Genomic DNA, 5,323 nt, shown 5'->3' on the forward strand with positions numbered 1-5,323 from the left:
CAACCCGCGCATATCAGACTGATCAACCGTCGGCTTGCCGCCCGTTCTGCTACCCACACACTGGACGATGATCTAAAACTGGGTTCTTGGAAAACTTGACAGGTCAATACATATCAGCCGCTCGATTTCTGTTTCGGGGATGCGTGCCATGAATTCGTTCTCCGCTAAAAAGCTGTCAAGGGGTTCTGAGTAAAAATAACTCAGTTGCATCCTACTCACAAAATGAGTAAAGTCAACCGCATTCAGCGAAACCGGGGGTATCTTCATGTCCGTTCAAACACTGTTACCGCTAGTCATGAACGCTAAGGACGAAGATTTCTTCAAGACGCTCGGCGCACGCATCGCCCAGGCCCGCAAGGACCACGGGCTGACGCAGCAGCAGTTGGCTGACCATCTGGGCATCCCGCAACAGACGCTGGCTCATTACGAGGTCGCACGCGCCCGCGTGCCGGCGTCGATGCTGCCGACGTTGGCCAAGTTGCTGACGCTTTCGCTCGATGAGTTGATCGGCAGTCCGCTGTTAAAGCGAAGCAGCAAGCGCGGCCCTGCGTCACGTTTGCAGCAGCAGATCGAGGCCGTCGAGCAACTGCCAAAGACCAAGCAGCAATTCGTTTCGCAGATGCTCGATACCGTGCTCGCCCGGCAGGGACGGTAGATACACGAAGGGCCGCAAGCAGCGGCCCTTCTCTTTAGCAGCTATCCGCCGATAGGCGGAGGGGTGAGGTTTTATTATTATTCCATATCAATAACTGACTGGGCCACGAAACCACGCGCATAGCGCCAGGAGCGTTACCACCAGAGCAATGACACCTTGAACACGAACCCATCGCATCGTTCCAATACCGCTTAGAGTTTCGTTGGTGATGTTGAAAAGCTTGCCTAAATAGCGCATCCACATGTGGCTGTGTTTGGCGTAACCAAGAACTCGTTCTGGGGAAAACGCCATTGCCGCCGAAATGAAAACGGCCCAGCAAATCAGAAGTAATAACAACCATCGAAGCATGGGGCTCGCCTACCAATGAATTCCAATATTACCAACTTCCCAGTTATAGCCAGCACTCAAGCCTGGCGCTTGAATATTAGGCCCTAGGCGCTCCGGCTTTTCGTTGCCGGGCGCTAGAGGAGCAGACCACGTAACGCCGAGTCCAACACCTCCATTAAAACTCCAACCACCGAGAAAGTCCTTGAGTTGGTCCGAATTTGGTTTGCACTGGTTTCCTGTCCAACCTATGCCAGCTGCGCGTCCACTTGCACCCGGGAGGTTAACACCAACCGATGGCCCCACATAGACATTACCTTTGCGGTCTAATGTCAAGGTGACACCAATCCCAGGAATCGGCGTTGGGACAGTTATGGTGCCGTAATCAAACAACCGCCAATCAAGACCACTCGGATCAATCTTGCTCATCGGATTTCCATTGACATAGAGGTACGGATTAATGCCGCCGCGCAGCCCAATCGGGTCGAACTCCCGATAGCGCCCTTCCCCCGGACCGTAATCCCTGGCGCCGTTGTAGTTGAGGTTGCTTTCGCGATCATAGTACTGCCCTGGAAACCGCAAATTCAGCGTGAAGTTCTTCCCATCCCCATCCGGGTCTTCTTCCGGCGGGCTGACGCCGAAGGGCTCACCCAGAATGTTCCGCCAGACGACCTTGTTTGTCTCATCGGTGACCAAGCGCGGAGTATCGAGTTGATCGGTATGCAGGTAGTAAATCTTCGCGGCTTTCCGCGCCACGGTGATGGCGACCGTCGCCGAAAAGGTCTCGATCCCCTCGTTGTCGATGGCCTTGGCGAACAGGCTGTAGTTGCCGACGGGAACGTTGTCCAAAGCCATGCTATAGGGCGGGGTTGTGCGGCTGCCGATGAGCATCCCACCCTTATAGAACTCGACCCTGGCGAGAGTGCCTGCGGGGTCGGTCACCCTGGCCGTGAGCGGAATACTCGCCGGGGCGGTGAAGCGCTGGTTGTTGGTTGGGCTGCTCAGGCTGACAGCGAGCAACTCGCTGGCGAGGACGGTGATTTTTCGGGAGGTGCTGGTAGTGCTGGCGCCCTGAGCGTCGGTGGCCTTGGCCGTCAGGGTATAGACCCCGGCGACGGGTTTGACCCAGGTGATCCGCCAGGGGCTGGCGGTGGCGGTGCCGATGAGGGTGCTGCCCTGGTAGAACTCGACCTTGCTCACCGTATCGTTCACTTCCGGGGCGCTGACACTGGCGCTGACCAGGACATCGACCGGGACCTGCACCATGGCGTTGTTGATCGGGGCAGTCAGGCTCACTGTCGGCGGGGTGTTTGTGTCGGTAACCGTGATGTTTCGGGCAGTGCTGGTGCCGACTGCGCCGCCGCTGTCGGTGGCTCTAGCTGTAATGCTGTGGGTGCCGACTGTGGCATTGGTCCAGGCAAAGGTGTAGGGGCTGGTGGTGAGCGTTGCCAGTACCGTGCTGCCATCGAGGAACTCGACCTGGGTAATCGGGGTATTGGCTTCGACGCCGCTGGCGCTGGCGGTGAGCGTTACCGTGGCCGGGGCCAGGTATTTGGCATTATTGGCCGGGGTGCCCAGGATCACGGTCGGCGGGGTGTCGCTGGCGGTGATCGTCACCGTGCTGGCAATGCTTGTGGTAACGCCGCCAGCGCTGTCGGTGGCTTTGGCGGTGAGGGTGTAGGTGCCGGTCGGTGGACTCGCCCAGGCGATGCTGTAGGGGCTGGTGGTGTCGGTTCCGATCAAGGTGCCGTTGGCATAGAACTCGACTTGGGTGATCGGGGTGTTGACTTCAATCCCGTTGGCGTTGGCCGAGATAGTGAGGCTGGCTGGGGTGAGATATTTTGAGTTGTTGGCGGGGGCAGTCAGGCTGACGGTGGGTGGTGTGTTGGTGTCGGCAATCGTGATGCTTCGGGCGGCACTGGTGCCGACTGCACCACCGCTGTCGGTGGCCCGGGCGGTGAGGCTGTGGGTGCCGACCGGAGCGTTGGCCCAGGCAAAGGTGTAGGGGCTGGTCGTTAGTGTCGCCAGCACCGTGCTGCCATCGAGGAACTCGACCTGGCTGATCGGGGTATTGGCTTCGACACCGCTGGCACTGGCGGTGAGCACTACCGTGGCTGGCGCCAGGTATTTGGCATTGTTGGCCGGGGTGCCTAGGGTCACGGTTGGCGGAGTGTCGCTGGCGGTGATGGTTACCGTGTTGGCAGTGCTTGTGGTGACACCGCCAGCGCTGTCGGTGGCTTTGGCGGTGATTGTGTGGGTGCCGGTCGGCGGATTCGCCCAGGCGATGCTGTAGGGGCTGGTGGTGTCGGTTCCGATCAGGGCGCCGTTGGCATAGAACTCGACTTGGGTGATCGGGGTGTTGGCTTCGACGCCGCTGGCGTTGGCCGAGACGGTGAGGCTGGCCGGGGTGAGGTATTTTGAATTGTTGGCTGGGGCGGTGAGGCTGACGGTGGGCGGGATGTTGGTGTCGGTAATCGTAATGCTTCGGGCGATGCTGGTGCCGACTGCGCCGCCGCTGTCGGTCGCTCGGGCGGTGAGGCTGTGCGTGCCGACTGTGGCAGTCGTCCAGGCAAAGGTGTAGGGGCTGGTCGTTAGTGTCGCCAGTACTGTGCTGCCGTCGAGGAACTCGACCTGGCTGATCGGGGTATTGGCTTCGACGCCGCTGGCGCTGGCGGTGATTGTTACCGTGGCCGGGGCCAGGTATTTGGCATTGTTGGCCGGGGTGCTCAGGGTCACGGTCGGCGGCGTGTCGCTGGCGGTGATCGTGACCGTGCTGGCGACGCTGGTGGTGACGCCGCCGGCGCTATCGGTGGCTTTGGCGGTGATTGTATAGGTGCCGGTCGGTGGACTCGCCCAGGCGATGCTGTAGGGGCTAGTGGTGCCGGTTCCGATCAGGGTGCCGTTGGCGTAGAACTCGACTTGGGTGATCGGGGTGTTGACTTCGATGCCGTTGGCGCTGGCCGAGACGGTGAGGCTCGCTGGGGTGAGGTATTTTGAGTTGTTGGCCGGGGCGGTGAGAGCCACTGTCGGCGGGGTGTTTGTGGCATTTATCGTGATGCTGCTGGCGGCACTGGTGCCGATAGCACCACCGTTGTCGGTGGCTCTGGCTGTAATGCTGTGGGTGCCGACCGTGGCATTGGTCCAGGCATAGGTGTAGGGGCTGGCCGTCAGTGTCGCCAAGACGGTGCTGCCATCGAGGAATTCGACCTGAGTAATCGGGGTATTGGCTTCGACGCCGCTGGCACTGGCGGTGAGCGTTACCGTGGCCGGGGCCAGGTATTTGGCACTGTTGGCCGGGGTGCCCAGGGTCACGGTCGGCGGGGTGTCGCTGGCGGTGATGGTCACCGTGGTGGCGGTGCTTGTGGTGACGCCGCCAGCGCTGTCGATGGCTTTGGCGGTGATTGTATAGGTGCCGGTCGGCGGACTCGCCCAACTGATGCTGTAGGGGCTGGTGGTGTCGGTTCCGATCAGGGTGCCGTTGGCGTAGAACTCGACCTGGGTGATCGGGGTGTTGGCTTCGACGCCGTTGGCATTAGCCGAGACGGTGAGGCTGGCTGGGGTGAGGTATTTGCTGTTGTTGGCCGGGGCGGTGAGGCTCACGGTTGGCGGAATGTTGGTGTCGGTAATTGTGATGCTGCGGGCGGTGCTAGTCGCCATGGCGCCCTTGCTGTCGGTGGCGATCGCCGTGAGCACGTAGCTGCCGGCCGGCGCGTTGGCCCAAGCGACACTGTAGGGTGCCCGGGTATCGGTGCCGATGAGCAGTTCGTTGGCGTAGAAGGCTACCTGGGTGATCGTGGCGCCGGCCTCGGCAGTGGCGCTGGCGCTGACATTGACGGTGGCCGGGGCCAGGTATTTGGCGGTGTTGGCCGGGGCGCTCAGGCTGACCGTTGGCGCGGCAACGGCGAGCAGGCTGGTGAGGTTGAGCAGGAGGCCGGCGGCGACGGCCAGAATGCGTTTGAGCGACAGTTGCGAGGGCGTGGTGATGATGCCGGTTCGCTGTAGCTGACGGTGGCTGCGTGCCATGAGGTCAACCCGTTCCTGCGCTTGCGCGCCTATACCATCGATGTCTGGCGATTTTCGACTGACCACAATTTTCCCTTCACGAGAACTGGACCCCGGGCCCTGCATTCCCTACGGTCACTTCCGCCGGGGTGACGAGCGTGGAAATCAGGCAGTGATGATTTTTTCACGGACTCTCAGAACAACTGGACAGTGTCGACTTTTCCGATTTTTTTCACGCGACCAATAGGCTGGCGGCCGAGGCCAGATCGTAACGGGTGTATTTGCTCGTTATTTTCTTGAGGCTGGGGTCCAATTGTGGAAACGTTAAAAATGCCGGGATGG

General features: G+C 60.5%; 3 protein-coding genes. 1 reads left to right on the forward strand and 2 read right to left on the reverse strand.

What is annotated here, in order from left to right; all coding sequences use genetic code 11:
- Nucleotides 1–265: 265 nt before the first annotated feature.
- Nucleotides 266–655, forward strand: a complete 390-nt coding sequence (locus Q1J43_RS15435; protein WP_301103402.1) for a helix-turn-helix transcriptional regulator — start codon at nt 266–268, stop codon at nt 653–655.
- Nucleotides 656–742: 87 nt separating this feature from the next.
- Here Q1J43_RS15435 and Q1J43_RS15440 read toward each other — a convergent pair whose 3' ends face one another.
- Nucleotides 743–1,003 (reverse strand): hypothetical protein, encoded by a 261-nt coding sequence (locus Q1J43_RS15440; RefSeq protein ID WP_301103403.1) that lies wholly within the window; start codon nt 1,001–1,003, stop codon nt 743–745.
- Between the two features lie 9 nt (nt 1,004–1,012).
- The gene (locus Q1J43_RS15445; protein ID WP_301103404.1) at nt 1,013–5,002 is read right to left on the reverse strand and encodes an Ig-like domain-containing protein; all 3,990 of its coding nucleotides are present in this window, start codon (nt 5,000–5,002) and stop codon (nt 1,013–1,015) included.
- Nucleotides 5,003–5,323: the final 321 nt, after the last annotated feature.

Source organism: Propionivibrio sp., assembly GCF_029255185.1.
Classification (GTDB): Bacteria; Pseudomonadota; Gammaproteobacteria; order Burkholderiales; family Rhodocyclaceae; genus Propionivibrio.

Excerpts from the sequence above, each read along its gene's own strand:
- Q1J43_RS15435 (WP_301103402.1), top strand. The coding sequence starts at position 266 with ATGTCCGTTCAAACACTGTTACCGCTAGTCATGAACGCTAAGGACGAA.
- Q1J43_RS15445 (WP_301103404.1), bottom strand. The coding sequence starts at position 5,002 with ATGGCACGCAGCCACCGTCAGCTACAGCGAACCGGCATCATCACCACG.
- Q1J43_RS15440 (WP_301103403.1), bottom strand. The coding sequence starts at position 1,003 with ATGCTTCGATGGTTGTTATTACTTCTGATTTGCTGGGCCGTTTTCATT.